This window comes from Caballeronia sp. Lep1P3 (genome assembly GCF_022879595.1).
GTDB lineage: Bacteria > Pseudomonadota > Gammaproteobacteria > Burkholderiales > Burkholderiaceae > Caballeronia.
In genome coordinates, this window is sequence record NZ_CP084265.1 from 524,424 (window position 1) to 550,427 (window position 26,004).

Annotated in this window: 23 protein-coding genes and 1 pseudogene; 9 read left to right on the plus strand and 15 right to left on the minus strand. The window is 63.1% G+C overall.

Annotated features, from left to right (window positions below):
* Window positions 1–156: 156 nt before the first annotated feature.
* Window positions 157–807: an RNA pyrophosphohydrolase gene (locus LDZ27_RS02495; protein WP_244816016.1), complete on the minus strand. Its 651-nt coding sequence runs from the start codon at window positions 805–807 to the stop codon at window positions 157–159.
* Window positions 808–1,111: 304 nt separating this feature from the next.
* Between LDZ27_RS02495 and LDZ27_RS02500 the strand changes: the two genes are divergently transcribed.
* On the plus strand, window positions 1,112–2,848 hold the full coding sequence (locus tag LDZ27_RS02500; RefSeq protein WP_244815169.1) for a proline--tRNA ligase: 1,737 nt from the start codon (window positions 1,112–1,114) through the stop codon (window positions 2,846–2,848).
* A complete protein-coding gene (locus LDZ27_RS02505) occupies window positions 2,849–3,448 on the plus strand; it encodes a MarC family protein (protein WP_244815170.1) in 600 nt (199 codons plus the stop codon).
* Window positions 3,449–3,491: 43 nt separating this feature from the next.
* On the opposite strand, the gene LDZ27_RS02510 is transcribed toward LDZ27_RS02505, so the two are convergent.
* Entirely contained in the window at window positions 3,492–4,043 is a 552-nt protein-coding gene (locus LDZ27_RS02510) for a hypoxanthine-guanine phosphoribosyltransferase (RefSeq protein WP_244815171.1), read from the minus strand.
* 118 nt (window positions 4,044–4,161) lie between these two features.
* A complete protein-coding gene (ffh, locus tag LDZ27_RS02515; protein ID WP_244815172.1) occupies window positions 4,162–5,529 on the minus strand; it encodes a signal recognition particle protein in 1,368 nt (455 codons plus the stop codon).
* Between the two features lie 110 nt (window positions 5,530–5,639).
* On the opposite strand from ffh, the gene LDZ27_RS02520 reads away from it, so the two are divergent.
* The 3 genes from LDZ27_RS02520 (at window position 5,640) to LDZ27_RS02530 (ending at window position 10,566) form a co-directional block, all read left to right on the plus strand.
* Window positions 5,640–6,554: an inner membrane protein YpjD gene (locus LDZ27_RS02520; RefSeq protein WP_244815173.1), complete on the plus strand. Its 915-nt coding sequence runs from the start codon at window positions 5,640–5,642 to the stop codon at window positions 6,552–6,554.
* 24 nt (window positions 6,555–6,578) lie between these two features.
* Window positions 6,579–6,899 carry a PP0621 family protein gene (locus LDZ27_RS02525; protein ID WP_244815174.1) on the plus strand — a complete coding sequence of 107 codons (321 nt, stop codon included), beginning with the start codon at window positions 6,579–6,581 and terminating at the stop codon, window positions 6,897–6,899.
* A 658-nt stretch (window positions 6,900–7,557) separates the two neighbouring features.
* Window positions 7,558–10,566 (plus strand): ribonucleoside-diphosphate reductase subunit alpha, encoded by a 3,009-nt coding sequence (locus LDZ27_RS02530; RefSeq protein ID WP_244815175.1) that lies wholly within the window; start codon window positions 7,558–7,560, stop codon window positions 10,564–10,566.
* A 724-nt stretch (window positions 10,567–11,290) separates the two neighbouring features.
* Here the strand turns inward: LDZ27_RS02530 and LDZ27_RS02535 are convergent.
* Both LDZ27_RS02535 and LDZ27_RS02540 read right to left on the minus strand, forming a co-directional pair.
* Window positions 11,291–12,438 (minus strand): IS3 family transposase gene (locus LDZ27_RS02535; protein WP_244815176.1). Its coding sequence is split into 2 segments (ribosomal slippage): window positions 11,291–12,180 and window positions 12,180–12,438, totalling 1,149 coding nucleotides; the frame shifts between segments, so codons are not numbered across the junction.
* 384 nt (window positions 12,439–12,822) lie between these two features.
* Window positions 12,823–14,220, minus strand: a complete 1,398-nt coding sequence (locus LDZ27_RS02540) for an MFS transporter (RefSeq protein ID WP_244815177.1) — start codon at window positions 14,218–14,220, stop codon at window positions 12,823–12,825.
* A 118-nt stretch (window positions 14,221–14,338) separates the two neighbouring features.
* Between LDZ27_RS02540 and LDZ27_RS02545 the strand changes: the two genes are divergently transcribed.
* From LDZ27_RS02545 to LDZ27_RS02560, 4 genes and pseudogenes are all read left to right on the plus strand, one after another.
* The gene (locus LDZ27_RS02545; protein WP_244815178.1) at window positions 14,339–14,548 is read left to right on the plus strand and encodes a DUF3820 family protein; all 210 of its coding nucleotides are present in this window, start codon (window positions 14,339–14,341) and stop codon (window positions 14,546–14,548) included.
* Between the two features lie 482 nt (window positions 14,549–15,030).
* Window positions 15,031–16,272, plus strand: a complete 1,242-nt coding sequence (locus LDZ27_RS02550) for a ribonucleotide-diphosphate reductase subunit beta (protein ID WP_244815179.1) — start codon at window positions 15,031–15,033, stop codon at window positions 16,270–16,272.
* A gap of 104 nt (window positions 16,273–16,376) precedes the next feature.
* Window positions 16,377–16,702, plus strand: a pseudogene (locus LDZ27_RS02555) (hypothetical protein).
* 31 nt (window positions 16,703–16,733) lie between these two features.
* Entirely contained in the window at window positions 16,734–17,465 is a 732-nt protein-coding gene (locus LDZ27_RS02560) for a histone H1-like DNA-binding protein (protein ID WP_244815180.1), read from the plus strand.
* A gap of 262 nt (window positions 17,466–17,727) precedes the next feature.
* Here LDZ27_RS02560 and LDZ27_RS02565 read toward each other — a convergent pair whose 3' ends face one another.
* From LDZ27_RS02565 to LDZ27_RS02610, 10 genes are all read right to left on the minus strand, one after another.
* A complete protein-coding gene (locus LDZ27_RS02565; RefSeq protein ID WP_244815181.1) occupies window positions 17,728–18,207 on the minus strand; it encodes a hypothetical protein in 480 nt (159 codons plus the stop codon).
* A 25-nt stretch (window positions 18,208–18,232) separates the two neighbouring features.
* A complete protein-coding gene (locus tag LDZ27_RS02570; protein WP_244815182.1) occupies window positions 18,233–19,171 on the minus strand; it encodes a carbohydrate kinase family protein in 939 nt (312 codons plus the stop codon).
* A gap of 142 nt (window positions 19,172–19,313) precedes the next feature.
* Complete coding sequence (gene tpx / locus LDZ27_RS02575; protein WP_244815183.1) at window positions 19,314–19,814, minus strand: thiol peroxidase; 501 nt, start codon at window positions 19,812–19,814, stop codon at window positions 19,314–19,316.
* A gap of 103 nt (window positions 19,815–19,917) precedes the next feature.
* The gene (locus tag LDZ27_RS02580) at window positions 19,918–21,240 is read right to left on the minus strand and encodes a zinc-ribbon and DUF3426 domain-containing protein (protein WP_244815184.1); all 1,323 of its coding nucleotides are present in this window, start codon (window positions 21,238–21,240) and stop codon (window positions 19,918–19,920) included.
* 43 nt (window positions 21,241–21,283) lie between these two features.
* Window positions 21,284–22,192, minus strand: a complete 909-nt coding sequence (prmA, locus tag LDZ27_RS02585) for a 50S ribosomal protein L11 methyltransferase (RefSeq protein WP_244815185.1) — start codon at window positions 22,190–22,192, stop codon at window positions 21,284–21,286.
* Between the two features lie 25 nt (window positions 22,193–22,217).
* Window positions 22,218–23,585 carry an acetyl-CoA carboxylase biotin carboxylase subunit gene (accC, locus tag LDZ27_RS02590; RefSeq protein ID WP_244815186.1) on the minus strand — a complete coding sequence of 456 codons (1,368 nt, stop codon included), beginning with the start codon at window positions 23,583–23,585 and terminating at the stop codon, window positions 22,218–22,220.
* Between the two features lie 172 nt (window positions 23,586–23,757).
* On the minus strand, window positions 23,758–24,228 hold the full coding sequence (gene accB, locus LDZ27_RS02595) for an acetyl-CoA carboxylase biotin carboxyl carrier protein (protein ID WP_244815187.1): 471 nt from the start codon (window positions 24,226–24,228) through the stop codon (window positions 23,758–23,760).
* A gap of 75 nt (window positions 24,229–24,303) precedes the next feature.
* Window positions 24,304–24,543, minus strand: a complete 240-nt coding sequence (locus tag LDZ27_RS02600) for a hypothetical protein (protein ID WP_244815188.1) — start codon at window positions 24,541–24,543, stop codon at window positions 24,304–24,306.
* Window positions 24,544–24,738: 195 nt separating this feature from the next.
* Window positions 24,739–25,278 (minus strand): TlpA disulfide reductase family protein, encoded by a 540-nt coding sequence (locus tag LDZ27_RS02605; protein WP_244815189.1) that lies wholly within the window; start codon window positions 25,276–25,278, stop codon window positions 24,739–24,741.
* Window positions 25,279–25,318: 40 nt separating this feature from the next.
* On the minus strand, window positions 25,319–25,975 hold the full coding sequence (locus LDZ27_RS02610) for a UDP-N-acetylmuramate--alanine ligase (RefSeq protein ID WP_244815190.1): 657 nt from the start codon (window positions 25,973–25,975) through the stop codon (window positions 25,319–25,321).
* Between the last annotated feature and the right edge of the window lie 29 nt (window positions 25,976–26,004).

Sequence of the window (26,004 nt, forward strand, 5' to 3'; positions counted from 1 at the left end):
ACGATGACTTTCAATTCATGTTCCCGAATAACGGATGCGCGAACGGCACAACGCCCGGCACGGCGAGCAGTGCTCGCGTGCCGGGCCCGAAAACGTGCCGAGTGTCAAAGTGAACGAAGAACCGCTGCGCCGGACTGCGCTATCGATCGCACGGAATCAATCGCACGATGAGCGCCGCGCGACGATCCGCACTTCTTCGCTGATCGTGCATTCTGCCTGAACCGCGGCGCCGCCGGCAGTGACGGCAGGCGTCTCGATCGTTAACGTCTGAATCACGCGCGGATAACGCGGCCCATGATGCGCGGCGCGCTCGCCGCGTTCGCCACGGGAGTTGGTTCGCCGCAAAAAGCGGGATAGCTCGGTGAGAGCCAGTTGATAAACGTCGCGCTTGAACTCGATGACCGCGTCGAGCGGCACCCAATACTCGTTCCAGCGCCAGGCATCGAACTCCGGATGGTCCGTCGCGCGCAGGCAAATGTCGCAGTCGCGGCCTACCATTCGCAGCAGAAACCAGATCTGTTTCTGACCGCGATAATGACCGCGCACTTCGCGCTTGATGAACTTATCCGGCACCTCATAACGCAGCCAGTCGCGCGTGCGACCGACAACTTTCACGTGCTCCGGAAGCAGGCCGGTTTCTTCGTGTAACTCCCGATACATTGCTTGCACGGGGGTTTCGCCGTATTTGATACCCCCTTGCGGAAACTGCCAGGAATGTTCACGCAGCCGCTTGCCCCAAAACACTTCGTTGCGCGCGTTCAAGAGGATGATGCCGACGTTCGGGCGAAAGCCTTCACGATCCAGCATACAACCACCTTCGAATCCTTTAAAATTGCTTTGATTATAAACAGATAACGGGCCCGGCGCATCCGTTGGAACCCGCGCGGCTGGAACCTTGTCCGCAGCGAAGTCCGGTGGCCGTGCGGCTTCGGTGCAAGGAATCTTTGCCAGCCAATCCGGAAGCCGGCAGAATCTGCTTCCTGTCGGCCGGAGTTGCCGCCATAGCGAATCCGGCTCCACGCAAAACCGCCGACCGTTTCGTCGTTCACTCGTCTCGCCAGCTTCCGCAACCACGGTTGTGAGGCGCGCGCCGCTTTTGGAAAATTTCTGAATGAAAGCATCCCGTTTCTTCATCGGCACCTTGAAGGAAGCTCCCGCCGACGCCGAAATCGTCAGCCACAAGCTGATGATGCGCGCCGGCATGATTCGCCGCGTCGCGGGCGGCATCTACGATTACCTGCCGATCGGCCTGCGCTCCATTCGCAAGGTCGAAGCCATCGTGCGCGAAGAGATGAACCGCGCCGGCGCGCTCGAATTGCTGATGCCGGCCGTGCAGCCCGCCGAGTTGTGGCAGGAATCGGGACGCTGGGAGCAGTACGGCCCCGAGCTGCTGCGCATCAAGGACCGTCACGAACGCGATTTCGTCGTCGGGCCGACGCACGAGGAAGTGGTCACGGACATCGCGCGCCGCGAGATCAAGAGCTATCGCCAGTTGCCGGTCAACTTCTATCAGATTCAGACCAAGTTCCGCGACGAAATCCGTCCGCGCTTCGGCGTGATGCGCGGGCGCGAGTTCATCATGAAGGACGCCTATTCCTTCGATAAGGACGTCGCCGGCCTCGCCGAGTCGTACAAAAAAATGTACGACGCCTACGTGCGCATCTTCACGCGCATCGGTCTGGAATTCCGCGCGGTGGCGGCGGACAACGGCTCCATCGGCGGCAGCGGCTCGCACGAGTTTCATGTGATCGCCGAAACGGGCGAGGACGACATCGCCTATTGCCCGACCTCCGACTTCGCGGCCAACGTCGAAGCCGCCGACGCGCTGCCGCTGATCGCGAAGCGCGCCGCGCCCGGCGAGGACATGAAGAAGACGCCGACGCCCGGCAAGGCCAAGTGCGAAGCGGTGGCCGAGTACCTCGACATTCCGCTCGAGCGCACGATCAAGTCGATCATTCTCGCCACCGACAACGAAGGCGCCGAGCCGACCATCTGGCTGCTGATGCTGCGCGGCGATCATTCGCTCAACGACATCAAGACGAGCAAGCTGCCCGGTCTCAACGGCTATCGCTTCGCGACCGAAGCCGAGATCGTCGAATGGTTCGGCACGCCGCCGGGCTATCTCGGTCCCATCGGCACGAAGAAGCCGGTGCGCGTGATCGCGGACCGCACGGTGGCGAACATGAGCGACTTCGTCGTCGGCTCGAACGAAGTCGATTTCCATACGACCGGCGTGAACTGGGGCCGCGATCTGCCGGAGCCGGAAGTCGCGGACATCCGCAATGTCGTGGCGGGCGATCCGTCGCCGGACGGCAAAGGCACGATCGAAATCTGCCGCGGCATCGAAGTGGGCCATGTCTTCCAGCTCGGCACCAAGTATTCGGATTCGATGGGCGCCACGTTCCTCGACGAAGGCGGCAAGCCCGCGCCGATGCAGATGGGCTGCTATGGCATCGGCGTCACGCGCGTGCTGGGCGCGGCCATCGAACAGAATTTCGACGATAAGGGCATCATCTGGCCGGAAGCCATTGCGCCGTTCGAAGTCGTGATCTGCCCGATGGGTTACGACCGCAGCGACGCCGTGCGCGAGCAGGCCGACACGCTCTACGCCACGCTGCAGGACGCGGGCGTCGACGTGATTCTCGACGATCGCGGCGAGCGTCCGGGCGTGATGTTCGCGGACTGGGAACTGATCGGCGTGCCGCATCGCATCGTGATCGGCGATCGCGGGCTGAAGGAAGGCAAGCTCGAATATCAGGCGCGCCGCGACACCGAAGCGACGCTGCTGCCGGTGGCAGAAGCGGCGGGCGTCGTGACGGCGAAGATTCGGGCCGCGCTCGGAAAGTAAATGCAGTACAACTTCCTGTCCGCGACGATCCTGCTTCTGCTCATCACGGACCCGCTCGGCAACATCCCGATCTTCATCAACGCGCTGCGCGGCGTTGCCATCGAGCGGCGTCGCGTCGTGATTCTGCGCGAAGTGGCGATCGCGTTCGGCATTCTGCTGGTCTTCATGCTGGCCGGCGACCGCTTCCTGCGCGCGATGAACCTCACGGATGTGTCGCTGCGCATCGGCGGCGGCATCGTGCTATTTCTGATCGCGCTCAGGATGATCTTTCCGCATCCCGACGGGCCGATGGGCGGCGACACGCGCGGCGGCGAACCGCTGATCGTGCCGCTCGCGATTCCCGCGCTCGCCGGGCCGTCCGCGCTCGCGACGGTGATGCTGCTGACTTCGCAGGCGCCGGGCAAGATGTTCGAGTGGATCGGCGCGCTGACCGTGACGATGATCGTCTGCGCGATCGTGCTGATTCTCGCGGAGAAGATTCAGCAATGGCTCGGCGAGCGTGCGGTGACGGCATTCGAGCGGTTGATGGGGCTCGTGCTCGTCGCCATTTCCGTCGAGATGATTCTTACCGGCATACGCGCTTTCGTGCATCAGTTGTAAAAAAAAGCGGCCGAGGCCGCTTTTTTTACGTCGAGCGCGATGCTCACGCCCCTTCGGTCAACGCCCGAATCGTGGGCAGATTCCGCCAGTATCCCTTCGCATCCATGCCGCAGCCGAACACATAGCGGTCCGGCACCTCGAAGCCGCAGAAATCCGGGCGCAGCGGCTTCGCCTTCGGGATGATCTTCTCGCACAGCACCGCCGACAGGAACTGCTTGGCGCCCATCGCCATGATGCGGTCGCGGATCGCGGCCATCGTCTCACCTTCATCGAGGATGTCGTCGAGCACGAGCACCACGCGATCCTTCACCGATTCCGCCGGCGCCACGCGCCATTGCATTTCGCTGCCGCCCTTGATGGCGTTGCGGTAGCGCGTCAGGTGGATGTAGTCGAATTCGAGCGGGAAATCCAGATGCGGCAGCAGCATGCCGGTGAACACGGCCGCGCCTCCCATGACCGAAAGCACGAGCGGGAAATCTTCGCTCGTCGCCGTCCTGATGGCCGATGCCATGCGCCCGATCGATGCGTTGACTTCGTCAGCCGAAACGATTTCTTCCGAGTGGCTGAAAATATGGAGGGCTTCTTCGCGATTCATAAGGCAAGCGGGGAGGGCGGACTTCTCAGTGTGGAAAAAAACGGCGGCGTGCGCCATATCATAAACCCGCGTCTGCGCGCGCCGTCGAGCGGGCAAACGCGGGTTCGTTCGGATGCGTTCAGCGCATGCCAGGCATCATGCCCTTCATGCCGCGCATCATCTTTTGCAGATTGCCGCCTTTGAGCTTCTTCATCATGCCGCGCATCTGCTCGTACTGATTCAGCATGCGGTTGACTTCCTGAACGTGCACGCCCGCGCCCGCCGCAATGCGGCGCTTGCGCGCGGCCTTGATCAGTTCGGGCTTCGCGCGCTCCTGCAGCGTCATGGAATTGATGATGCCTTCCATGCGGCGCATCTGCTTCTCCGCGTTGTTCATGTCCGCGCCCTGCGCGGCTTGCTGAAACTGCGCGGGCAGCTTGTCCATCAGCGAGGACAGCCCGCCCATCTTCTTCATCTGCGACAGTTGCGCCTTGAAGTCGTTCAGATCGAAGTCGCCGCCTTTCTTGACCTTGTCGGCGAGTTTCTGCGCGGCTTGAGTATCGACGCCGCGCTGCGCTTCCTCGACGAGCGCGAGAATGTCGCCCATGCCGAGAATCCGGTTCGCCATGCGATCCGGGTGGAAGACTTCGAGGCCGTCCAGCTTTTCCGCGACGCCGACGAACTTGATCGGCTTGCCGGTGACGTGCCGCACCGAAAGCGCCGCGCCGCCGCGCGAATCGCCGTCGAGCTTCGTGAGCACGACGCCGGTGAGCGGCAGCGCGTCGTTGAACGCCTTCGCGGTGTTGACGGCATCCTGACCGAGCATGGCATCGACGACGAAGAGCGTTTCAGCGGGCTTGAGCAGCGCATGCAACTCGCTGATTTCGTTCATCATGGCTTCGTCGATGCCGAGACGGCCGGCCGTATCGACGATCACGACGTCGTGGTAATGACGCTTCGCCCAGTCGATCGCCGCGCGCGCGATGTCAGCGGGCTTCTGGTCCGGCTCGGACGGGAAAAAGTCCGCGCCGACCTGCTCGGTCACCGTCTGCAACTGGCGGATAGCGGCGGGGCGATACACGTCGACGGAAACCGTCAGCACCTTTTTCTTCTGCTTCTCGCGCAGGAGCTTGGCGAGCTTGCCGGTGGTCGTGGTCTTGCCGGCGCCCTGCAAGCCGGCCATCAGGATCACGGCGGGCGGCGTGACCGCGAGATTCAGTTCGGCGGCCTTGCCTTCGTAGTCGCCGCCGATCACGGCCGTCAGTTCGCGCTGGACGACGCCGACGAGCGCCTGACCCGGCGACAGGCTCGAGAGGACCTCTTCGCCGAGCGCCTTTTCCTTCACCTTCGCGATGAATTCGCGCACGACAGGCAGCGCCACGTCCGCTTCGAGCAGCGCGAGCCGGACTTCGCGGAGCATTTCCTGCGTGTTGGCCTCGGTGAGCCGGGCCTCGCCGCGCAGCGTCTTGACGACGCGCGCCATCCGTTGAGTGAGGTTGTCGAGCATGGGGAGCGCTATGGAATGCGGCCCCTGATTCGCCGCGACGGGCTCGCGTGCCCCGCGTTGCCGCAAGGGAGAACACGTCGGGAATCAAGGGCCTAGTGTAAACTTCGAACATGGATATTGTACTGTATGCCCTCACTGCGCTCCTGTACGGCGGACTGGCCGTGGCGGGCTGGCGCGCGCATCGTCATGCGGCGCTCGAGCCGGCTCTGGCGGGCGTGCCCGCGGGCATCGCGGCGGCGCCCGCATCGAAGTCGAATGCGTCGGGCATGAGTGCAATGGGCCGCGCTCTATTATTAGTAGCGCTGCTCGCGCACGGTGTGCTGCTGCACACGACCATCTTCCCGCAAAACGCGATGATTTTCGGCTTCGCGTTCGCGCTCTCCGCGATGTTCTGGCTCGGCGCGGGTATCTACTGGATCGAGAGCTTTTTCTTCCCGCTCGACGGGCTGCGGCTCCTCGTCTTGCCGCTCGCGTGCGTGGCGTCGCTTCTGCCGCTCGCGTTCGGCGGCGTGCGCGTGCTGTCGTATTCCGCCGCGCCCATGTTCAAGCTGCATTTTCTGATCGCGAACGTCGCGTATGGGCTGTTCGCCATCGCGGCGCTCCATGCGGTGCTGATGCTGATGCTCGAACGGCGTCTGCAGCGCATGCGCGGCTCGGCGATGCGTCACACGGGCAGCAACGGCTGGCTCGCGAGCTGGCTCGATACGCTGCCGCCGCTCCTCACGCTCGAGAAGCTCCTGTTCCGGCTGATCGGCGCGGGCTTCGTGCTGCTGACGCTCACGCTCGTATCGGGCATCGCGTTCAACGAGCAGTTGGTGGATCGCGCGTTGCGGCTCGATCACAAGACCGTGTTCGCCTTCCTTTCATGGCTGATGTTCGGCGTGCTTCTGACCGCGCGACGGATCTCCGGCTGGCGCGGGCGCGCCGCGCTGCGCTGGGTGCTCGCGTCGTTCGTGGCGCTGCTGCTCGCGTATGTCGGCAGCCGCTTCGTGTTCGAAGTGCTGCTGCATCGCGCGGTGGTCTGACGGCGCTCCTACTTTTTCACGTCGATGCGAAATCTTCTCCTCCTGATCGTCATCTTCTTCGTGACGCAGTGGCTTCTCAAAAAGCTGCGTCGCGCGAATGACCGCGCGCAAGCCGGCGCACGCCCGAGAGCGGACGCCGGCTCCGCGACGGCGGGCGGCGCGCGCGCGGGCAACGGCGCGGCTCGAAGCGATGCACCGCAACTGGCCGATCCGCTCATCCGCTGCGCGCAATGCGGCGTGCACACGCCGCGCAGCGAATCGGTCGTGGTTGCGGGGCAGCGCTTCTGCTGCACCGATCACGCACGCCGCCACGCGGATCGTCCGACCGGCCGCGACGCGCGATAAATCCGCTGCGAGGCATAGCGACGCACGGCGTCGCGCAAGCACGCGCACGCGCGCTGACGCCTTCCGTTTCCCCTCTCCGTTCAACATCTGAGCGCCGCATAAGCTCTTTCTCGCTGCGACGCAACGCGATGCCGCGCCAGCCCTTGCCGTGCTTCGACGCGGCAAAAGTCAACCCCGCAAGCGCGCCCGCGAAGTAAATAAACATTTTTGAGACCGTGCGAAAGTCCACTATACTTGGTGCCGACAGACGTAATTTGCACTATATCTTGTGTTGTAGAGGCGGCGCCCGCTCCCACGAGCCGGCGCCGCCGGCTTTCCGGCGTATCAGAGTTTGGCTGGCCCGGGGCGGTGCGCGAGGCGGTTTCCTTCATCGGAAAAGCGCGCGCATCGAGCGCCAGCAGAGCAGCACCGTGAAAAACGCATGCAAGTGAACGCGAGTTGCGTCGACCAGACACCGCGCGCCAACGCGGGCACCGCACACGACGCCAGAAACCGTGCGGGCCGCCGTCGCCGCGAATCGCGTTCAAGGCCTGCTGTCTTCACAGCCCGGCTTGACGGCCAAGACACCGCAGCAACGTCATCCGACACGGCGACGCGCGCGGCATAAGTGATAAATCCGCGGATCATCCGCACCATTCGAACACCAGGAGTTTTGCACATGCAAACCACCGAGAACGCCACGACTTCCTTCGAAGGCGCATCCGCGCAGCCGATGGGCGGTGCGCAAGCCACGGGCGCAGCGCAAGCGCTCGCGCCGAACACGACGTTTGCCGACTACAAAGTCATCCGTCGCAACGGAGGCGTGGTGTCGTTCGAGCCGAACAAGATCGCGATCGCCGTCACGAAGGCGTTCATCGCCGTGAACGGCGGGCAGGGCGCGGCTTCGGCGCGCGTTCGCGAGCTGGTCGAGCAACTGACGCAGGCGGTCGTGCGCGCGCTCGTGCGCAGCCGTCCGCATGGCGGCACGTTCCATATCGAAGACATTCAGGATCAGGTCGAACTCGCGTTGATGCGCGGCGGCGAGCACAACGTCGCGCGCGCTTACGTGCTGTATCGCGAAAAGCGCACGCAGCAGCGTTCGCAAGAGCGCTCGGCCGAGCAGAACGCGCAGTCGCATGACGGCGGCGTCATCAACGTGACGGACAACGGCGTCACGCGTCCGCTCGATCTCGACGCGCTGAAGGCGCTGATCGTCTCGGCGTGCGCGAATCTGGGCGAAGCCGTCTCCGCCGACCCGATCGTGGCCGAAACGGTGAAGAATTTGTACGACGGCGTGCCGATGGCGCAGGTCTACGACTCGGCCATTCTCGCCGCGCGCACGATGATCGAGAAAGACCCGGCGTACAGCCAGGTCACCGCGCGCATCCTGCTGCACACGATCCGCCGCGAGATTCTCGTGGACGAAGTGACGCAGGCCGAAATGGGCGAGCGCTACGCCGAATACTTCCCGCAGTTCATCAAGCGCGGCGTCGAAGCCGGCCTGCTGGACGACAAGCTGCAACAGTTCGATCTCAAGCGTCTCGGCGCCGCGCTCGACGCGAACCGCGACCTGCAATTCGGCTACCTCGGCCTGCAGACGCTGTACGACCGCTACTTCCTGCACATCGACGGCACGCGTATCGAGTTGCCGCAGGCGTTCTTCATGCGCGTCGCGATGGGCCTGTCGCTGAACGAAATCGACCGCGAAACGCGCGCCATCGAGTTCTACAACGTGCTGTCGTCGTTCGACTTCATGTCGTCGACGCCGACGCTCTTCAACTCGGGCACGCATCGCTCGCAGTTGTCGTCGTGCTATCTGACGACCGTCGCCGACGATCTCGACGGCATCTACGAAGCGTTGAAGGAAAACGCGCTGCTTTCGAAGTTCGCGGGCGGCCTCGGCAACGACTGGACGCGCGTGCGTGCGCTCGGCTCGCACATCAAGGGCACGAACGGCAAGTCGCAGGGCGTCGTCCCGTTCCTGAAGGTGGTGAACGACACGGCGGTCGCGGTGAATCAGGGCGGCAAGCGCAAGGGCGCGGTGTGCGCGTATCTGGAGACGTGGCACCTCGACATCGAGGAATTCCTGGAACTGCGCAAGAACACGGGCGATGACCGTCGCCGCACGCACGACATGAACACGGCGAACTGGATTCCCGACCTGTTCATGAAGCGCGTGATGGAAGGCGGCGACTGGACGCTCTTCTCGCCCTCGACGTGCCCGGACCTGCACGATCTCTTCGGCGCGGACTTCGAGAAGGCTTACGTGGCTTACGAAGACAAGGCGGCGCGCGGCGAGATCAAGTTGTTCAAGAAGGTTCCCGCGCAACACCTGTGGCGCAAGATGCTCGGCATGCTGTTCGAAACCGGCCATCCGTGGATCACGTTCAAGGATCCGTGCAATGTGCGCTCGCCGCAGCAGCACGTCGGCGTCGTGCACTCGTCGAACCTGTGCACGGAAATCACGCTGAATACGAGCGACACGGAAATCGCCGTGTGCAATCTCGGCTCGGTGAACCTCGTCGCGCATCTGACGAAGCAGGCCGACGGCACGCTCGCGCTCGATCACGAGAAGTTGAAGCGCACGATCAGCGTCGCGATGCGCATGCTCGACAACGTCATCGACATCAATTACTACGCGGTGCCGAAGGCGCGTAACTCGAACCTCAAGCATCGTCCGGTCGGCATGGGCATCATGGGCTTCCAGGACTGCCTGCACTTGCTGCGCACGCCGTATGCGTCGCAGGAGGCGGTGGAGTTCGCGGATCGCTCGATGGAAGCCGTCTGCTACTACGCGTACTACGCGTCGACGGAACTGGCGGAAGAGCGCGGCCGTTATTCGAGCTATCGCGGCTCGCTGTGGGACCGCGGCATTCTTCCGCAGGACTCCATCAAGCTGCTGGAAGAGGCGCGCGGCGGTTTCGTGGAAGTCGATACGTCCGCAACGATGGACTGGCCGACGCTGCGTTCGCGCATCGCGACGCATGGCATGCGCAACTCGAACTGCGTGGCGATTGCACCGACGGCGACGATCTCGAACATCATCGGCGTGTCGGCGTGCATCGAACCGACGTTCCAGAATCTGTACGTGAAGTCGAATCTGTCTGGCGAATTCACGGTGGTCAACGACTACCTCGTGCGCGATCTGAAGGTGCGCGGCCTGTGGGACGAGGTGATGGTCTCGGACCTGAAGTACTTCGACGGCACGCTGTCGCGCATCGACCGCATTCCGGCGGATCTGCGCGCGATCTACGCGACGGCGTTCGAAGTGGATCCGAAGTGGCTGGTGGAAGCGGCGTCGCGCCGTCAGAAGTGGATCGACCAGGCGCAGTCGCTGAACATCTACATGGCGGGCGCGTCGGGCAAGAAGCTCGACGAGGTGTACAAGCTCGCGTGGCTGCGCGGTCTCAAGACGACGTACTACCTCCGCACGATGGCGGCGACGCACGTCGAGAAGTCGACCGTTGCGCACGGTGCGCTCAATGCGGTTCCTTCGGGGGACGGTGGGGCGGGGTTCGGGGCATCGGGTTCAGGTTCTGGCGTCGGTGCTTCTTCTGCCGGCGGCGCGGGTGGGTTCAATGCTGCCGCGTCCGTCGAGGCCGCTGCTGCGGCTCCGGAAGCCGATGGGCCCGTTTGCATGATGCGGCCCGGAGATCCTGGGTTCGATGAGTGCGAAGCATGTCAGTAAGGGTTTTTGCTCGCGCTTGAAGTTGCTTTTGCGATGATCGGGGCCGGTGTGGGATCGCTCGGGGTTTTTTTCGGGCGGTTTCATCGCCGGCCTTCTTTTTCTGGTGTTTTTTTCGTGTCGGTCTATTAGGCTGCCCCTCCCCGGGGCGGGGGTCACTTTCTTTGCATGGGACCAGAGTAAGGCGCTAAAGCGCCAACTCTGGTCGACACAAAGAAAGTAACCAAAGAAAGCAGCTTTTTTAGCCCGCAGCATGGAGTAGGTGAGCAGCTCCCGGCAAGGCGGTGGCACTCGAATTAATAAAGAGCCTTGAACGACCTTCCACACACACTGAGCGCCACGTCCCGCGAGCCGCTTGGCTCGCCAACACCATCGGTTTGCAAGCGTATGAGCGCTTCCCGATGTCTCGGGTTTCTCATCACAGCAACCTCGCGGGCTTGAAAAATTTCACCAACGGCCAACGCAGACACGTCCGCTGACTAGCGACGGGCCGAAGGCGCAAGCGCAAAACGGGGATGTGGTGTTGACGAGCCAAGGGGCTCGGAGGACGTGGCGCTCAGCGGGCGCGGAAGGTGATTCAAGGCTGTTTATTAGCCGAGTGCCAACGCTCATCCGCGAGCTATTCACACATTTCATGCTGGGGGCTAAAAAGCTGCTTTCTTTGGTTACTTTCTTTGCAGCAGCAAAGAAAGTGACCCTGTAGTGGTTCACTAATCCTGGACACTCGTTACGCAGTTTCCACCTTTAATTTCTCGAACTCGGCTGGCGGCATGTGACCCGCAGCCGAGTGCAATCTGCGCTGGTTGTAAAACATCAAGATATAGTCCAGTACATCGGCTCGTGCCTCCGCATGATCACGATATGCACGTTCAACAACGCATTCCCCTTTAAGGCTACAGAAGAAGCGCTCCACTACGGCGTTGTCCCAGCAGTTACCTTTACGGCTCATGCTCTGCACAATCGCGTGCTCCCTGAGGAACTGCTGGAATGCAAGGCTCGCATAGTTGCTTCCCTGGTCTGAATGGAACATCACGCCGGGCTCGGGACGTCGCATATCCAGCGCCAGTTGTAGCGCACGGATCACCAGGAACGTGTCACACGAGCCCGAGGTCGCCCAGCCTACGACGCGCCGCGAATACAGATCGATCACCACCGCCAGATACATCCAGCCCTGCTGCGTCCAGATATACGTCACATCGCCTGCCCAGAACCGATTTGGCACCGTTACGGCGAACGCTCGATCAAGCCGGTTCTCGGCAATCGCTGAGCTCTGCTCGCGCTTCACATAACGATGCGTGTGACGTATGCGCGCCTGCACTGCGCCTTCTCGCATGAGCCGACGTGCACGATCGCGTCCCACTGCATGACCTCGCCGACGCATTTCCTTGGACATGCGACGACTCCCGTAGCTTTGTCGCATCTGCGCATGGATGGCCTGCACTTCGCGCACCAGTCCCGCTCGCGCCGAATTGTCCTTGCTCTGTCGCGCTTTCCACGCGTAGTAGCTGCTGCGCGGCACCTCCAGCACACGACACACCACCTCAGTGGGAAAAGCCTTCCCCGCCTGCTGGATCACTTCGTATCGCGATCCAATTCCTTGACGAAGAAGGCCGTGGACTTTTTTAGAATGTCGCGCTCCCGTTCCAGCTCCGTCACTCGCTTCTCAAGCTCCCGGATCCTGAGCTGCTCGGGGTTGCCGCTCCCGACTGCGCTCACTGGCGCACCTCCAACCGGCCGGCGGTTGCCTATCCAGCGCCGCAACGCGCTCTCACCGATTCCCATCGCCTTCGCCGCCTTGGTTACCGTGTAGCCATGCTCCAACACAAGCCCTACCGCCTCGCGCTTGAATTCCTCTGATAACTCTCGTCTACCCATTTGACACCTCGCTGGTCGATCAAAGTCTACCTTTAAGAAGTGTCCAAGATTGTTAGACCACTACACCCCCGCCCCGGGGAGGGGCAACGCCAATAGACCGACACGAGAAGAACTAGCCGAAGAATCATCACGAAGATGACCGTTCTCGGATCCTGCAGCAGCAAAGAAAGCGACTGCCGCCTCGCACAGGGGCAACGCCAATCGACCGACACGAGAAGACCTAGCCGAAGAGCCCATCACGAAAGCGACCGTTCTCAGGCCTTGCGGCAGCAAAGAAAGCGACCGCCGCCCCGCGTAGGGCCAAGGCCAACAGACCGACACGAAAAGAACGAGCCAAAGAACCGCAACGCAAACGACCGTTCTCAAGCAGAGAAAAACAAACCCTCACCCCCGCGTCCCACGCGAAATCTCCGAACCGGCATCCCGCGACAACCGCGCTGTGACCGGCATCGAAAAAAAGGAAAACAGCCCGACAACAAGAAACGCAGACCAAAAGTCCGACCAACGCACGCTAGCGTGGCCATTGAGGTACTGCGTGAGTTCGAGCGTGATGCCCGCAACGGTCACGCCCAGTCCGAGCGATACCTGCTGCACGAAGCTGGCAAGACTCGTCGCGCGCCCGACATCGCGCGTCTCGATCTCCGCATAGGCCAGCGAGTTGAGGCTCGTGAACTGCAGCGCAGGAAAGAATCCGCCGAGCAGCACGACAGTCCAGATCACCCACGTCGGCGTGCCGGGAAAGAACGCGCCGCACGCCGCGATGGCGATGCCCGAAAGCGCCGCGTTGTAGAAGAGCGTCTGCCGGAAGCCGAAGCGATGCAGCACGCGCGACGCAAGCGAGCGCATGAACATGCCGCCGAACGCCGACGCGCACGTGATCGCGCCGGACTTGAACGCCGTCATGCCGAGCCCTTCCTGCAGCGCGAGCGGCAACAGGAACGGCACCGCGCCCAGCCCGATGCGAAAGAGCGAACCGCCGACGACGCTCGCCTGAAACGTCGGCACGCTAAAGAAACGCAGATCGAGAAGCGGTCGCTCCGCGCGGCGCGCATAGGCGAGGTAGAGGACGACCATCAATGCGCCGATGGCGCACATCGCGAAGGCGGCGCCCTGCGGCACCAGCTCACCGCCGACGAGCGAAAGCCCGAGCAGCAGCAACACGCCCGCGCTCGCCGAAAGAAAGAAGCCGAGCCAGTCGAGCTTGCCGGGATGCTCTTCGCGCGAGTTGGCGATGTATCGATTGGTCAGGTAGATGCCCGCGATGCCGATCGGAATGTTGATGAAGAAGATCAGCCGCCAGTGCAGGTACGTCGTGATGAAGCCGCCGAGCAGCGGACCGGCCGCTGGACCGAGCATTGCGGGAACGGAAAGGTAGTTCATCGCGCGGATGAACTCGGAGCGGCGCACCGAGCGAAAGATGATGATGCGTCCGACCGGCACCATCATCGCGCCGCCGACGCCCTGAATGAATCGCGCGACCGTGAACGGACCAAGAGACGTCGAGGCCGCGCACAGCAAGGAGCCGGCGACGAACACGCCAATGGCCGCGCGAAAGACCACGCGTGCGCCGAAGCGATCGGCCACCCAGCCGCAAATGGGAATGAACACGCCGAGGCCGAGCACGTAACTCGTGACCGCAACCTTGAGTGTGACAGGATCGCGTCCGAAGGCGCGCGCCATTTCGGGAATCGCAGTGACGATGACATTCGCGTCGACGCTCTCCATGAACATCGCGCACGCGACGATGAGAGGGGCGATGAAAGCTTTGACGGCGAGCGGCATAAAACGCGATCAAGTCATGGCGGCAAGAGCGGCGATTATGGCACCGATATGAAGCACACGCCGATGGACCGCGTCGCGCCATGTGATGCGATGAACACAACGAAGGAGCGAAGAAGCGATGGACCCGCAAGACCTGCAGCGCCTCGTCACGCAGACGATGCCTTACGGCAAGTACAAGGACCGAATCATCGCCGACTTGCCCGGTCACTATCTCGCATGGTTCGCACGTGAGGGTTTTCCTCAAGGCAAGCTCGGCGCGTTGCTCGCACTCATGCACGAGATCGATCACAACAACTTGCGCGCGCTCCTCGACCCTTTGAGGCGTTGACATCGTCGCAAACTCGTGCGCTATAGGTTGTGTCGGCTTAGCCTGACAGACACAAGATATTGTGGAAATATAAGACGGCCGATGCTACACTGCGGCAATCGAAAGCGAAGGGCGCAGCGACACGAGAAGCGCTCCGATGCGTCTCAAGAAGCGAGCAAGAAGTCATCGCCGCGATGCGTCGCATCGCATCACGCGCATCGACGTAACGAAGGCATCGATGCATCGATGCAACGCTGTGCAAGCATGCAGCGACGCCATCGAAGAGAGACGATGAGGACCGCTTCACACACGTCATGCCAATGTCCGCACGACGTCCGCACGACGTCCGCATCACGCATCGCACACACAGCGCAGAGCCAAGTGTTGTATGCAGGTAGCAACGCTGAATCCAAAACGCGAGAAAACGAGATTTTTCATGAGCAAGCTCTTTTATCGCTCATGAAAAGATGGTACAAACCGATCTAAATTGATGGTGAGAATTTATGCTCAACTGGGATGACGAGACCACTACCGTAGCTCCGTCGAGCGCTTCGCAACAGAACCCGTTGCGCAACGCTCAAGGCACGACTTTCGGTACGCAGGCAGCAGATGCTGCCGCTCATCAAGCCGCCCATCACACCGCTCAGGCGAACAACATCTTCTCCGATGGCTTCGTTCCGCCCGCAGCCGCAATCCCTTCCGCTGGCGCCATCGCCGCGCAGAGCGAAGCGCGCGTCAATGTCGCCGACAAGCGCATCATCAACGGCAAGACCGACGTGAACCAGTTGGTGCCGTTCAAGTACAAGTGGGCGTGGGAGAAGTATCTCGCCGGGTGCGCGAATCACTGGATGCCGCAGGAAGTGAACATGTCGCGCGACATCGCCCTGTGGAAAGACCCGAACGGCCTCTCCGACGACGAGCGTCGCGTCGTCAAGCGCAACCTCGGCTTCTTCGTCACGGCGGACTCGCTCGCGGCGAACAACATCGTGCTCGGCACGTATCGCCACATCACCGCTCCGGAGTGCCGCCAGTTCCTGCTGCGCCAGGCGTTCGAAGAGGCGATCCACACGCACGCCTATCAGTACATCGTCGAATCGCTCGGCCTCGATGAAAGCGAAATCTTCAACGCGTATCACGAGGTCAAGTCGATCCGTGACAAAGACGAGTTCCTGATCCCCTTCATCAATACGTTGACCGACCCGGCCTTCACCACCGGCACGCTGGAAGCGGACCAGAAATTGCTCAAGTCGTTGATCGTGTTCGCCTGCATCATGGAAGGGCTGTTCTTCTATGTGGGCTTCACGCAGATTCTGGCGCTGGGTCGCCAGAACAAGATGACGGGCGCAGCGGAGCAGTATCAGTACATCCTCCGCGATGAATCGATGCACTGCAACTTCGGCATCGACCTCATCAACCAGATCAAGCTCGAAGAGCCGCAACTGTGGACCGCCGACTTCAAGGCGGAGATTCGCGAGCTTTTCAAGCAGGCTGTCGATCTCGAATATCGCTACGCTGAAGACACCATGCCGCGCGGGGTTCTCGGCCTGAATGCGTCGATGTTCAAGAGCTACTTGCGCTTCATCTGCAATCGGCGTTGCCAGCAGATTGGCCTGGACCCGCTCTTCCCGAACGAGGAAAACCCGTTCCCGTGGATGAGCGAAATGATCGACTTGAAGAAGGAACGCAACTTCTTCGAGACACGCGTGATTGAGTATCAAACCGGCGGCGCGCTGACCTGGGAATAACAACAAGCCCAGGACGTGTTGCAGACGAAATCGATGGGACGGTCAGGCAGCAGCGTGCGTCATGCGCGCGCCTGACCGACAAGGTTTAGGAGAACGGTCGCCTGATGCAAAGTGCGCCTACTGACTGGACGGGCCGAGTGGTCCGATTGGAAGACAGGCGTTTTGCGTTCCCCGAAAGGGGACGGGCAAACTTCCCCCCGGAAAACGCCAGCGAAAGCTTCGCTGGCTCGATCAAGCGATGGCCGGCGCCGTGTATCGGTGCTGACTCAATTTGGCGCGCGGTGCCTGGGGGCACGGCGCGCCTTGCCGTATTCATTAGCGTAAGCAGGTGGGATCAGCGTACGCCGATGAATAATCCGCTTCGTAGCGTGTGCCCCGAGAGCCTCCACGCCAAGAAGCGGGTTTTGACGAAGGGTGTTGTTTGAACTGACTCTCATCTGAAAACCTGAAGGAGAAAAATCATGGCAGTTGCCAAGAAGAAACCCGCCGCGAAAAAGGCTGCAGCGAAGAAAGCTCCCGCCAAAAAGTCTGCACCGGCAAAGAAAGTAGCAACGAAGAAGGTCGCCGCGAAGAAGGTCGCCACTAAGAAAGTGGCAGTGAAGAAGGTCGCGGCGAAGAAGGCTGCGCCGGCCAAGAAGGCGGCAGCGAAGAAGGTTGCAACGAAGAAGGTCGCAACGAAGAAAGTAGCGGCGAAGAAGGTTGCCGCGAAGAAGGTCGCAGCCAAGAAGGCGCCTGCGAAGAAAGCCGCAGCGAAAAAAGTCGCGACCAAGAAAGTAGCGACGAAGAAGGCCGCCGCCAAGAAGGCGCCTGCGAAGAAGGCCGCTGCCAAGAAGGCGCCTGCGAAGAAGGCTGCCGCGAAGAAGGCGGCTGCCAAGAAAGCGCCCGCGAAAAAGGCTGCTGCGAAGAAGGCCCCCGCGAAGAAGGCGTCGGCGAAAACCGCGTCGGCAAAGACCGCCCCTGCCCCTGCTGCGCCCGCTGCTGCTGCGCCTGCTCCCGCAGCGAAGAAGGCCGCGCCCGCAGCAAAGAAGGCTCCGGCGAAGAAGGCCGCTGCTGCCAAGAAGACGACGGCAGCCGCTCCTGCCACGACGGCAACGACCGTATCGACGCCCGCTCCGGCTGCTCCCGCCGCTGCGGTCAAGACGGCGTTGAACCCGGCGGCGGCATGGCCGTTCCCGACGGGCAGCCGTCCGTAAGTCTCACGACAAGCAGTTGCAGCAACGCGGCACACTTCGATGTGCCTTTGGACCGGGTAGGGCTACCCGGCCTCGACCCGTCGTCGGGATCTCCGGCGGCGGGTTTTTCGTTTCGGCGAACGAAGCGAACGGGTCAAGCCTGTCGATCGTACCGACGTAGCCGGCGCGCCCAACAAAAAAGCGCATGCATCTTTCGATGCATGCGCTTCTCATCAGCCGCCCGCGACTTACCGCGATTCTTCGGCTGAATACCTCAGGCGGCTCAGTGCGTCACGCGCGTGACGCCGCCGCTCGACAGCAGACGAACGCGCTCGCCCGCCTGGAACACTTCGCCGTTGGACGTCTGCGTGATGGCACGCAGGTCGCCGTTGTCGAGCCGCACGGTGATCTCGAGCCCGTTCTTCGTCGCGACGCTGTTCTCTACCGCGTTGCCCGCGACCGCGCCCGCGAGCCCGCCGATGATGCCCGCGATGATCGAACCGTTGCCGCCGCCGATGGCGCTGCCCGCCGCGACGCCGCCCAACGCGCCGCCGCCGATGGCGCCGAGGCCCGTCGGCTGGCCGTTGTTGGAACTGATCTTCACGCCGCGCACGCTTTCGACGGTCGCCATTCGCACCGTTTCTTCGCGCTGCGCCTGCGACGCCGTGTAGACGTCGGGCGAACTGCTGTTGTACGCGCAGCCCGTCAGCGCGACCGAGCCAATGAGCGCTGCTGCCAGCACGATGCGACTTACCGTTTTCATTCCTTCACTCCATTCATCTACTCGATCACGACAGGCTCGTTCCGAATGCCTGCTTGAAACGCTCTTCGATTTCCGCGCGCGTCGGCGCATAAGTTTGCGGGCCCTGATGCTCGATCTTCAATGCACCCATCAGACTCGCGAGACGCCCCGTCTTTTCCCAGCCTAGCTGGTTTTCGATGCCGTACAGCAAACCGCCGCGGAACGCGTCGCCGCAACCGGTGGGGTCGACCACTTGCCGCGCCTTCACGGCGGGGACGTCGAGCACGCCGCCTTCATGATAGATCTGCGCGCCGTGTTCGCCGCGCGTCACGACGAGCGCATCGACGCGGCTCTTGATGTCTTCCATCGACCAGCCGGTCTTGTTGCTGAGCAGTTTGGCTTCGTAGTCGTTGACCGTCACGTATGTGGCAAGTTCAATCATGCGACAAAGCTCTACACCTTCAAGGATAGGCAAACCCTGACCCGGATCGAAGACGAACGGCACGCCCGCCGCCGCGAACTGGCTCGCGTGTTCGCGCATGCCGTCCGCGCCGTCCGGAGCGACGATGCCAAGCGAAATGCCCTGCGCCTCGTCCGCGCGATTCAGGTGCGACTCCATCATCGCGCCGGGGTGGAACGCGGTGATCTGGTTGTTCGCGAGATCGGTGGTGATGAAGCATTGCGCCGAATGCTGCCCGGGCAGCACGCGCACATAGTCCTTCGACAGACCGAGCGCGTCGAGCCGGTCGATGTAGAGCTGCGCATCCGCTTCGCCGAGCGTCGCCATGATCTTCGGGTCGCCGCCGAGCAGCTTCAGCGCATAGGCGATGTTGCCGGCGCAGCCGCCGAAGTTGCGGCGCATCGTCGGCACGAGGAAGCTGATGTTCAGCATGTGGACCTGATCCGGCAGGATGTGGTCGCCGAAGCGGCCCTGGAAGGTCATGATGTTGTCGTAGGCGAGCGAGCCGCAGATGAGCGTAGCCAAGGCGAACGTCCTTTTGATTGAGATGCCGGGCGAGTAAATGCGCATGTGGCGCGCGGCATCGGTTTCGTCTGACCGTGAAGCCGGCCGCCGCGCCGCGCGTGTGAACGTATGCGCGAACCGCCGAAGCGGTCCGGCGATGCGGTTACTTGAGGGCGGAAAGTGCCGCGTCGTAGTTCGGCTCGTTTTTGATTTCGGACACGAGTTCGGCATGCAGCACCTTGTCGTTCTCGTCCACCACGACGACCGCGCGCGCCGTCAGCCCCTTGAGCGGACCGTTCGTGACATCGACGCCATAGGACTGCGCGAACTCGTGGCCGCGGAACGTGGACGCCGTGACCACGTTGGTGAGGCCTTCGGTCGTGCAGAAGCGTTTGGCCGCGAACGGCAGGTCGCCGGAGACGACGAGCACAACGGTGTTGTCCAGCTTGCCGGCCGATTCGTTGAACTTGCGCGTCGAGGTGGCGCACGTGGGCGTATCCAGGCTCGGCACGATGTTCAGCACCTTGCGCTTGCCCGCGAAGCTCGCGAGGGTGACGTCGCCGAGATCCGCGCCGACGAGCGTGAACGCGGGGGCTTGCTGTCCTGCGCTCGGGAACGTGCCGCTGACTTCGATGGGGTTGCCGCCGAGGGTAACTTGACTCATGTTGCGCTCCAGAGAATGTGTCAGATGCTGACGGAGTTGGCGCGCGCCGGCATTTCGCCAAACGCGCGTTCAGGATGTCATGCGCTTGCGGGCGATCATCGGGTTACGGGTAGAAAACCTGCACCCGGTAGTTCGCGGCGACGGCGTCGCCGGTGTCGAGGCGCACCACGACAGGCTGCGCATTCTGCGGAGGCAGCCCGATGGCGAATATCGTACCCGGTCGCGCGTATTCCTGCGGCCACAGAACGCGGCGAATGGCGACGTCGTTGTTGTCGTCGAGCAGCGTGAGTTCGAGCGCGGGATACGCGAGCGGGACGTCCGCGCGGTTGCGAAGCATCAGCTTGAGTTCGAGCTTGTGCGGGCCGTCGACCTGGCGCAGGCCGGAACTCTCGATCTGCAATCCGGCGATGTAGCGCGGCGGCGAGATGGTGCAGTTCAGTTCGTCGCAGATATCGACGTAAGACGCGTGCGAGCCGGGAACATTGACCATGACCGTTTCGCGCTGCCACCACGCGAGTTGAACCAGCAACAGCAACGCGAGCAGGACGGCCACGACGATGCCGGCCGCGCGCAAGCCCTTGCGCGGACGCTCGAGCAGGCCATCGAACGAACTTTCGAGCGGTGGCATCGCGGAGCGCGGTTCGCGCCTGACCGGAAACGCTTCGTTGGCGCTCGGCGCGTGCGCGGCGCCAGGCGCGGACGGCCTCGCGCCGAAGCCCGGTTCGTCTGCGTCGCGCCGCGCGGCGGCCGGGCCTGACGTCGACGCGGGCGCCGGGGTTCGCGTCGGATCGGCCGATGCAAAGTCCGCGTGCCCGCGCGTCGGACCGATGAACGGCTCCGCGCGGTCGTCGACGGGATCGACGAAGCGCGTCGTCGGCGCAATGCGTTCCGCGCGCGGCGGTGCCTCGGGCGTGACCGGCGCCGGTCCTGCGCGCTCACCGGGCGATGCTTCCGGACGCAGCAACGGCGGCGCGTGGCGGAAGTCGGCGGGCTCGGCTTCGGGTTCGTTGGCGGCGTCCTTGGCGGAGGCGGCCGGCGCGGTCGCGGACACCGTGCGGTCGTCGTCGGGGGGCGGAAGAGGCGAGGGCGGGAGAGGCGGGGGCGGCGGCGGGGGCGGCGGCGGGGGCGCTGCCTTCTTGCCGAGATTCAGCGGGCGCGGCACGGCGAGCGTCGGCGGCAGGCTCGTGGCTTCTTTGTTCGATGAGGAAAACGTCGATGGCCCGACCGCGACTTCGTCGTCGATGATCGCGGCGTGCTGTGCTTCGAAGGGCGCGGTCGCATCGTCGGGAAGTTCGAACTGATGATGCGCGGCGTCGAACACTTCCTGACAATGCCCGCAACGCACGCGGCCGTCATGCGGCGCGAGCAGATGCGGGTCCAGCTTGAATACGGTTTCGCAGTGTGGGCAGCGGGTAGCCAGCGCCATAGGAAAGTGCCGCGGCCTCGCGGCCGAGTCGTGAACGATGGCGCTATTCTAAAGGGCTTTCCCGCCGCGTTCCGGCGAGGCAAACCCAGCCTTCGTGCTCGCGCCAGACACCGATATCGATCCACTTCGCGTAGACCGCCGCGACTTCGTCGGCCTGACGCGCGAGGATGCCCGACAGCGCGATGCGTCCGCCCGGCTTCACCTTCGCGGCGAGCATCGAGGCCATGAGCTTGAGTGGATTCGAGAGAATATTCGCGACGACGATATCGAACTCGCCGGCGGGACATTCGTCCGGCAGGCCGTAAGTCACGTCGGCCCGATTGCGCTCGCTGTTCTGGCCCGCGGACTCGACGGCCTGCGGATCGATGTCGATGCCATACACCGGGTCGGCGCCGCACTTCTTCGCGAGAATCGCGAGGATGCCGGAACCGCAGCCGTAGTCGAGCAGCGACTGCCCCGGCTTCACCGATTGCTCCAGCCATTCCATGCACAGGCGCGTGGTCGGGTGGCTGCCGGTGCCGAACGCGAGGCCGGGATCGAGTTCGAGCACGAGGGCGTCCGGATCCGGCGCGTCGTGCCACGAAGGCACGACCCAGATGCGCTCGCCGATGGAAATCGGATCGAACTGCGCCTGCGTGAGACGCACCCAGTCCTGCTCTTCGACGTCGCGCACCGAGAACGCGGGCGTCGCGTTCAGCCCGATTTCATTGGCTGCGGCGGCAAGCAGCACGGCCGGGTCCGCGTCTTCGGAGAGAAGCGCGACCACGCGCGAGCGCTTCCACGCGCGCTTTTCCGGCGTGAGACCGGGCTCGCCGAAGAGCGGCTGCTCGTCGGGCGTGTCGGCGTCGGCATCCTCGACGGACACCGACAGCGCGCCCATGTCCAGCAGCGCGTCGGACAGCGCCTCCGCGTGTTCGCGATCCAGCTCGGCGATCAGTTCCCGGTAACTCATGCTCGTGTCTCTTGCCTGATGCGGATTACGACTCTTCGGCCGCCACCGCCTGACGCGCGGCGAGCTTGTTTTCGAGGTAATGGATGCTCGTGCCGCCCTCGACGAACTTCGCGTCGATCATCAATTCGCGATGCAGCGGAATGTTCGTCGAAATGCCTTCGACGACCATTTCCGACAACGCGATACGCATGCGGTTGATCGCCTGTTCGCGCGTCGCGCCGTAGGAAATGAGCTTGCCGATCATCGAGTCGTAGTTCGGCGGAACGAAGTAGCCGTTGTACGCGTGAGAGTCGACGCGAATGCCCGGACCGCCCGCCGCGTGCCACGACGTGATGCGTCCCGGCGACGGCGTGAACTTGAACGGATCTTCCGCGTTGATGCGGCATTCGATCGCGTGGCCGCGAAACTGAATGTCCTTCTGACGGAACGCGAGCTTCTCGCCGGCGGCAATGCGAATCTGTTCCTGCACGATGTCCACGCCCGTGATGAGTTCCGTCACCGGATGCTCGACCTGCACGCGCGTGTTCATTTCGATGAAGTAAAACTCGTTGTTCTCGTACAGGAATTCGAACGTGCCCGCGCCGAGATAGCCCATCTTCTTGCACGCTTCGGCGCAGCGATCGCCGATGCGGTCGATCAGCCGCCGCGCGATGCCCGGCGCCGGCGCTTCTTCGATCACTTTCTGATGGCGGCGCTGCATCGAGCAGTCGCGCTCGCCGAGCCAGAGCGCGTTGCGGAACGAGTCGGCGAGCACCTGAATTTCGATGTGCCGCGGGTTCTCCAGGAACTTCTCCATGTAGACCTGCGGATTGCCGAACGCGCGGCCCGCTTCCTCGCGGGTCATGTTGACGGCATTCACGAGCGCGGCTTCCGTATGGACCACGCGCATGCCGCGCCCGCCGCCGCCGCCCGCCGCTTTGATAATGACGGGATAGCCGACCGCGCGCGCGATCTTCACGATTTCCTTCGGGTCGTCCGGCAACGCGCCTTCCGAACCCGGCACGCACGGCACGCCGGTCTTGATCATCGTCTGCTTGGCGGTGACCTTGTCGCCCATCAGACGGATGGTTTCGGGACGCGGCCCGATGAACGTGAAGCCCGATTGCTCGACGCGCTCGGCGAAATCCGCGTTCTCGGAAAGAAAGCCGTAGCCGGGATGGATGGCTTCGGCGTCGGTGACTTCGGCCGCGCTGATGAGCGCGGGCATGTTCAGATACGACAGGTTCGACGGCGCCGGTCCGATACACACGGCTTCGTCGGCGAGCTTCACGTACTTCGCTTCCTTGTCGGCTTCCGAATAGACGACGACTGTCTTGACGCCCAGTTCGCGGCACGCGCGCTGGATGCGAAGCGCGATTTCGCCGCGGTTCGCAATGAGGATTTTTTCAAACATGGCAGTGGGTCGGCTCATCAACGGGCTCGCGCGAGCGGCCCTCGGGAATCGGATCGGCGGCGCGCGCCTCTCGTGCGCGCGATGCGCGGACGCCTTGCGACGGCGCGCGCCGGCGCGGTGAAACCGGGCGGGACAGACGCGCGATGCATCCGGCGCACGGCTCGACGCGCGTTCAGTCGCCGATCACGAAGAGCGGCTGGCCGTATTCGACCGCCTGACCGTTCTCGACGAGGATTTCCTTCACGACGCCGGACTTGTCCGCTTCGATCTCGTTCAGGAGCTTCATGGCTTCGATGATGCAGATGGTCTGGCCTTCCTTGACCGTATCGCCGACCTGCACGAACGGGTCCGCGCCCGGCGACGGCGCGCGGTAGAACGAGCCGACCATCGGCGAAGTCACGACATGGCCTTGCGGCGCGGCAGCGGCGGGCGTCGCGGCACCCGCGCCGATGTCGGCGGCAGCGGAGATGCCCGGCGCGGCCTGCGCCGCAGCCTGCGGCGCGTACTGCTGCGGCGCCTGCATGTAGACGGGTGCGGCGTTCTTGACGATGCGAACCTTGCCTTCGCCCTCCGTCACTTCCAGCTCCGAGATGCCGGATTCCGAGACGAGGTCGATCAGCGTTTTCAGTTTACGAAGGTCCATCGAAAAATCCCCTTTCAATACTTGGAGACCGGGGCTTCCCGGTGCTTGACTTGATTTGTGGGTGTCTTGTGACTGTCAGCCGCGAACCGGCGCGGCCACCCGTCCGGCGCGCGCGCATGCGCCGGTGGCGAAAACGGCGGAGTCGATCGGCACACGGCAGGCGTTCGCAACGAACGTGCTCGCGTGATCGCTTTGAAGCGCGCGCCCGAACAGCACGCGACCGTCGATATCCGGCGCGGCGCGCCCGCCGATGCCGCTTTGGCGGGCATCGGAGTCGGCGGCAAGTCGGCCTTTCGGCACCGGCAGGATGATCATGGTCGCTTCGGGTTGTGCGGAATTCGGCGCACTTTAGCGCCGTTTAGAGAATTTTGTCTAGTTTTACAGTGAAGCGGCCCCAATCCCAGCGGGACAAATTACCGCGATAGTGGCGCGCGAAGGGCGAAGTTCCCGCAAAAGCACCGTAAGTTGCCGCTTACTTATTTCAACGCCGAGGCATCTCGCAGCGATTTTTTACAGCGCGTCGAGCGTGCGCCGCAACTCCGACTCGTTGACTTCGCCCAATTTGGTCAATCGAACGGCACCTTTCGCGTCGATCACGACGGTGAACGGCAGCCCGCCCGCATTGTTGCCGAAGCTGCGCGCGAGATCGGCACCGCCGAAGCCCGTCACATAGACGGGATAATCGACCGGCACCTTCTTCAGGAAGTCGCCGATGTTCTTCTCGCTATCCACGCCGAGCCCGATGAACGTCACGCCCTTTTTCTGATACTCGCGCTGCATCGCGGAAAGCGTGGGCATTTCCTTCACGCACGGTCCGCACCACGACGCCCAGAAATTGACGACAACCGGCTTGCCCTTGTACGCGGCGAGCGGCTGGGACGTGCCGGGCGCGGCGGGCGGCGTCGTCTTCCACAGTTGGTCGACGGCGTTGCCGGCTGGCTGCGTCGCGGCTTCGGTGTCGCTGCCGGTGAAGAGATGGCCCGCGTAGAAGCCGCCGACCGTCGCGGCGATCGCCACGGCGAGGGCCGCGAGAATGCGTTTGCTGTTCATGGGCGTGGAAAGCTGAAAGCGTGAGGAAGCGTTCGACGACTCATCCGCCGACCTGAAGCGGCGGGCGGTCAGGATCGCCGGTTTGGTCCAGCAGTGCGCGCACGGCGCCGGCGTTCGCGCGCGCGAGCCGGCCGCGTCCGTCGGCCCGCACCGCGCCGCGCAGATCGTCGCTGCCGTAAAGCGCGATGTGAATGCCGATCGGCTCTTCGCCGCGCTCACGGTGCAGAAAGCTCAGCGTCTCGACATAACCGCGTCCGGCGAAGTGCCGCGTCTCGGAGACATCGTACTGAACGTTGGCATTGAGCAAGTAAATCGCGACTTCCTTCGGATTGTCGCAGAAGCATTGCAGATGAATGTCGGAATGCTCGCCCGCCGTGCCATTGAGGACCGCGCCGGTCAGATAAGGATCGTAGGGTTTCAGGCGTTCCATCCATTCGAGCGCCAGTTCGCGCATGCGGCGCAGGACGGCGGGCTGGCTGTCGCTCTGGAAAATGGCCTGATATTCGCGGATTTCCTCTTCGATCTGATCGTTGTCGGGCAAGAACTCGCCGCCGATCTTCGCCTCGCCGACCACGAGCCGCGCTGCCTTGCGCTTCGCCGTGGAGTAATCGAGACCGTCTTCGGCGATCATCCTCGCTGCCGCGATCGCGATTTCCTCGCGCACGCGCTGCGGATCGAAATGTGATTTGCGAACCATGGGGCAATCATACTAGATAACGCCTCGCG

Excerpts from the sequence above, each read along its gene's own strand:
- LDZ27_RS02495 (WP_244816016.1), bottom strand. The coding sequence starts at position 807 with ATGCTGGATCGTGAAGGCTTTCGCCCGAACGTCGGCATCATCCTCTTG.
- LDZ27_RS02500 (WP_244815169.1), top strand. The coding sequence starts at position 1,112 with ATGAAAGCATCCCGTTTCTTCATCGGCACCTTGAAGGAAGCTCCCGCC.
- LDZ27_RS02505 (WP_244815170.1), top strand. The coding sequence starts at position 2,849 with ATGCAGTACAACTTCCTGTCCGCGACGATCCTGCTTCTGCTCATCACG.
- LDZ27_RS02510 (WP_244815171.1), bottom strand. The coding sequence starts at position 4,043 with ATGAATCGCGAAGAAGCCCTCCATATTTTCAGCCACTCGGAAGAAATC.
- ffh (WP_244815172.1), bottom strand. The coding sequence starts at position 5,529 with ATGCTCGACAACCTCACTCAACGGATGGCGCGCGTCGTCAAGACGCTG.
- LDZ27_RS02520 (WP_244815173.1), top strand. The coding sequence starts at position 5,640 with ATGGATATTGTACTGTATGCCCTCACTGCGCTCCTGTACGGCGGACTG.
- LDZ27_RS02525 (WP_244815174.1), top strand. The coding sequence starts at position 6,579 with ATGCGAAATCTTCTCCTCCTGATCGTCATCTTCTTCGTGACGCAGTGG.
- LDZ27_RS02530 (WP_244815175.1), top strand. The coding sequence starts at position 7,558 with ATGCAAACCACCGAGAACGCCACGACTTCCTTCGAAGGCGCATCCGCG.
- LDZ27_RS02540 (WP_244815177.1), bottom strand. The coding sequence starts at position 14,220 with ATGCCGCTCGCCGTCAAAGCTTTCATCGCCCCTCTCATCGTCGCGTGC.
- LDZ27_RS02545 (WP_244815178.1), top strand. The coding sequence starts at position 14,339 with ATGGACCCGCAAGACCTGCAGCGCCTCGTCACGCAGACGATGCCTTAC.
- LDZ27_RS02550 (WP_244815179.1), top strand. The coding sequence starts at position 15,031 with ATGCTCAACTGGGATGACGAGACCACTACCGTAGCTCCGTCGAGCGCT.
- LDZ27_RS02560 (WP_244815180.1), top strand. The coding sequence starts at position 16,734 with ATGGCAGTTGCCAAGAAGAAACCCGCCGCGAAAAAGGCTGCAGCGAAG.
- LDZ27_RS02565 (WP_244815181.1), bottom strand. The coding sequence starts at position 18,207 with ATGAAAACGGTAAGTCGCATCGTGCTGGCAGCAGCGCTCATTGGCTCG.
- tpx (WP_244815183.1), bottom strand. The coding sequence starts at position 19,814 with ATGAGTCAAGTTACCCTCGGCGGCAACCCCATCGAAGTCAGCGGCACG.
- LDZ27_RS02580 (WP_244815184.1), bottom strand. The coding sequence starts at position 21,240 with ATGGCGCTGGCTACCCGCTGCCCACACTGCGAAACCGTATTCAAGCTG.
- prmA (WP_244815185.1), bottom strand. The coding sequence starts at position 22,192 with ATGAGTTACCGGGAACTGATCGCCGAGCTGGATCGCGAACACGCGGAG.
- accC (WP_244815186.1), bottom strand. The coding sequence starts at position 23,585 with ATGTTTGAAAAAATCCTCATTGCGAACCGCGGCGAAATCGCGCTTCGC.
- accB (WP_244815187.1), bottom strand. The coding sequence starts at position 24,228 with ATGGACCTTCGTAAACTGAAAACGCTGATCGACCTCGTCTCGGAATCC.
- LDZ27_RS02600 (WP_244815188.1), bottom strand. The coding sequence starts at position 24,543 with ATGATCATCCTGCCGGTGCCGAAAGGCCGACTTGCCGCCGACTCCGAT.
- LDZ27_RS02605 (WP_244815189.1), bottom strand. The coding sequence starts at position 25,278 with ATGAACAGCAAACGCATTCTCGCGGCCCTCGCCGTGGCGATCGCCGCG.
- LDZ27_RS02610 (WP_244815190.1), bottom strand. The coding sequence starts at position 25,975 with ATGGTTCGCAAATCACATTTCGATCCGCAGCGCGTGCGCGAGGAAATC.